Origin of the sequence: Protofrankia coriariae (assembly GCF_001017755.1) — a bacterium.
Classification (GTDB): domain Bacteria; phylum Actinomycetota; class Actinomycetes; order Frankiales; family Frankiaceae; genus Protofrankia; species Protofrankia coriariae.
On sequence record NZ_JWIO01000056.1, the window covers coordinates 21,623 to 24,434 of the forward strand.

Annotated in this window: 3 protein-coding genes; all 3 read left to right on the top strand. The window is 68.2% G+C overall.

What is annotated here, in order from left to right; all coding sequences use genetic code 11:
* On the top strand, window positions 1-610 hold a 610-nt coding region (locus FrCorBMG51_RS35140; protein ID WP_275452061.1), incomplete at its 5' end, for an AMP-binding protein.
* Between the two features lie 32 nt (window positions 611-642).
* Window positions 643-1,530 (top strand): COG4705 family protein, encoded by an 888-nt coding sequence (locus tag FrCorBMG51_RS22195; RefSeq protein ID WP_047224954.1) that lies wholly within the window; start codon window positions 643-645, stop codon window positions 1,528-1,530.
* A 489-nt stretch (window positions 1,531-2,019) separates the two neighbouring features.
* On the top strand, window positions 2,020-2,646 hold the full coding sequence (locus tag FrCorBMG51_RS22200; RefSeq protein ID WP_083730977.1) for a polysaccharide deacetylase family protein: 627 nt from the start codon (window positions 2,020-2,022) through the stop codon (window positions 2,644-2,646).
* The last annotated feature ends 166 nt before the right edge of the window (window positions 2,647-2,812 follow it).

Genomic DNA, 2,812 nt, shown 5'->3' on the forward strand with positions numbered 1-2,812 from the left:
GGCCGGCCCGCCGAGCTCCACCAGCGGGCCGGCCCGCCAGTTCGCCATGGCTGTCGAGTGTCGCCGCCCGGTGGCCGTGGCCGACCCGGCTGTCCGGGTCGTTTTCCGCATCCCGCGCTCTCGGCCCTGCCCGGCCGGTGTACGGGCCATCCTCGCCGCCACACCCGAAAGGCGACCCATGTCGTCATCACCCACGTCAACCAGCACCCAACCCGGCAGCCGGATCAGCCAGCCCCACATCTCCCGCCGGCCGCACTGGAACAACCACCTCGAGCGGCACGCCGACGCCATCCCCGAGAAGGCCGCACTGCGGTTCGACGGGACGACGACCACCTGGGCGCAGTTACGCGAGCGCGTCCACGCACTCGCCGACGCGTTCGCACGCCGCGGCATCGGCTTTGGCGACCGGGTCGCCATCGTCATGGGCAACCGCCCCGAGTTCCTTGAGACCGTGCTGGTCACCAACCGGCTCGGCCCATCGCGGTGCCGCTCAACTTCCGCACCCGGGGGCTGGTTTCGCGACGGTGGTGGACGGTCACGGACGTTCGAGCCATGGCACGCGCTCACACGTCCGTCACATGAATGGTGTGGTGTATTGCGGCAGCGCTGAAACGTCCCTGTCGCCGCCCCGGAAAGACACCGATGCCTTCTTCCTCGCACAGCCGGACCCACGGTCGGGAGCCCGTCGCCCCCAAGGTCCCGGAGATCACGGCGCTGTTCTGGGTCGTCAAAATTCTGACAACGGGCATGGGCGAGGCGACATCGGACTATCTCGCGCACCTCAGCCTGGTGCTTGCGGGCGCGGTCGGCATCCTCGGCCTCGCACTCGCGCTCTGGTTGCAGTTCCGGGCCCGGAGTTACTCCGCTCCCGTCTACTGGTTTGCGGTGATGATGGTCGCGGTGTTCGGCACCATGGCCGCCGACGGACCACCCATCGGCCACATCGGTTCGACGGTCTTTTACATCGTGGTCCTCGCGACCGTCTTTTACGCATGGCATCGGCGTGAAGGAACGCTGTCGATCCACAGTATCGTGACCTGCCGCCGGGAGACCTACTACTGGCTGACCGTGCTCGCGACGTTCGCGCTGGGCACCGCGATGGGCGATCTCACCGCGGACTCGTTGCACTTCGGCTACCTGCCCTCGGCCATCCTGTTCACAGCGGTCATCCTGGTGCCAGCGGTCGCCTGGTGGCGGTTCGGCCTGGGCGAGGTCGTCGCCTTCTGGTCCGCCTATGTCGTGACCCGGCCACTGGGCGCCTCGTTCGCCGACTGGCTCGGCAAGCCGGCCGGAAGGTCCGGCGTCGGTCTCGGTGACGGCTTGGTCGCCCTCGCCGCCCTCGCCGCCCTCATCGTGATCGTCGTACTGGTCGGCTATCTGATGGTGACGCGCGGCGGCATCCAACGCGGCGCTGTCGAGACTGTCGAGAGCGCTGTCGTCGGCGGTGGAGGCACCAGCAACGATGATGTGAACGCTCCGGGCCTTCCCCAGCAGGCTCGGTCGTGGTTCAGCCAGGTGAAGGTCGATTAGGGCGTGCCTGACGGATGTTCGATCGCGCGGGCGACGCCCACACCGACCAGTATCCATCAGACACACCCCAGCGGCCGAGCCGTCGGAGGTGCGGACAAATCCTGTTCACCTTGATTCGCCCGTTGTGCCGCGGCGTCGGGGCCCAGAACTTGTCCTGATTGCTTCACCGGATCGTTTGCTGATCGACGTCATGGTGACGGTTTTTATCATAAGCTTTTCTGCCGATATCCTGAGCGCGGCCCGGCCCCACACTCGAACCTCCCCCAGCGTCCGGATCGGATCCGCATGCCTGAGAGCGCCGATGGGCGATCATCGCGTCGCCAGTTCTTGTCCGCCGCTGGCACGGTGGTCACGGCCGCCGGGCTGGCGGCCTGCGCCACCGGTGGGTCGAACCCACCCGCGTCGGCGTCGGCGGGGCTGTCTGCCGCCGCGGCCCGCCCCGGCAGTTCAGAGGCGGCAACCACCGCGGCCTCTCCCGGACCTGGGCTGATGCCGGGAGGGGCCGCGGCAGCGGTCGCCCACGGACCGCGGGACCGTCCGCAGGTGGCGCTCACCTTCCACCTCGGCCCGCACGAGGCGGACCAGGATCTCTCCCTGGCGCATCGGCTGCTCACCGAGGCGGCCGAACTCTTGGTTTCGATTACCGTGTTCGCGGTCGGACAGTGGCTGGACGAACATCGTGATCTTGTCCCCGTCATCCTGGCCGCTGGCAACGAACTGGCGAACCACACGTACTCCCACCCGGTACTGACGGCGTTGCCAGCCGACCTGGTGGCGGCGGAAATCATCGGATGCCGCGACGTCCTGGCCCGGCTGGCTCCGGCCCAGGGCCGCTATTTCCGGCCCTCAGGCACCTCCACCGCCACCCCATTGATCCTCGCCGAGGCCGGTGCCGCGGGTTACCGGACGGTCGTGGACTTCGACGTCGACCCGCTTGACTACACATCCCCTGGAGCCGACGCCGTCGTCGCGCGGGTGCGCGCCGGCGTCCGGCCCGGCTCGATTGTGAGCATGCACTTCGGCTACCCGGGAACCGTCACCGCGTTTGCCCGCATCGTCACGAACCTGCGTACGGCAGGCCTGGTCCCGGTGTCAGTACGCGATCTTCTTGTCTGATCCCGTGCACCAGCCGCGCCGCCTGCCAGGGAAAAGAGCCCACGCGGAATGGCTGACGCTCCCGCGAACCCCCAGCGGCGACGGGAGACCTGTTGATCATCGCTGGTGGGCGCCGCTCGAGCATCCAGCGCCGGACAGGGCCATTAGGGCCTGTGTCGAAAGTGGA

Bases quoted from the DNA above. Each gene is read 5' to 3' on its own strand.
- FrCorBMG51_RS22195 (WP_047224954.1), top strand. From the start codon at position 643: ATGCCTTCTTCCTCGCACAGCCGGACCCACGGTCGGGAGCCCGTCGCC.
- FrCorBMG51_RS22200 (WP_083730977.1), top strand. From the start codon at position 2,020: ATGCCGGGAGGGGCCGCGGCAGCGGTCGCCCACGGACCGCGGGACCGT.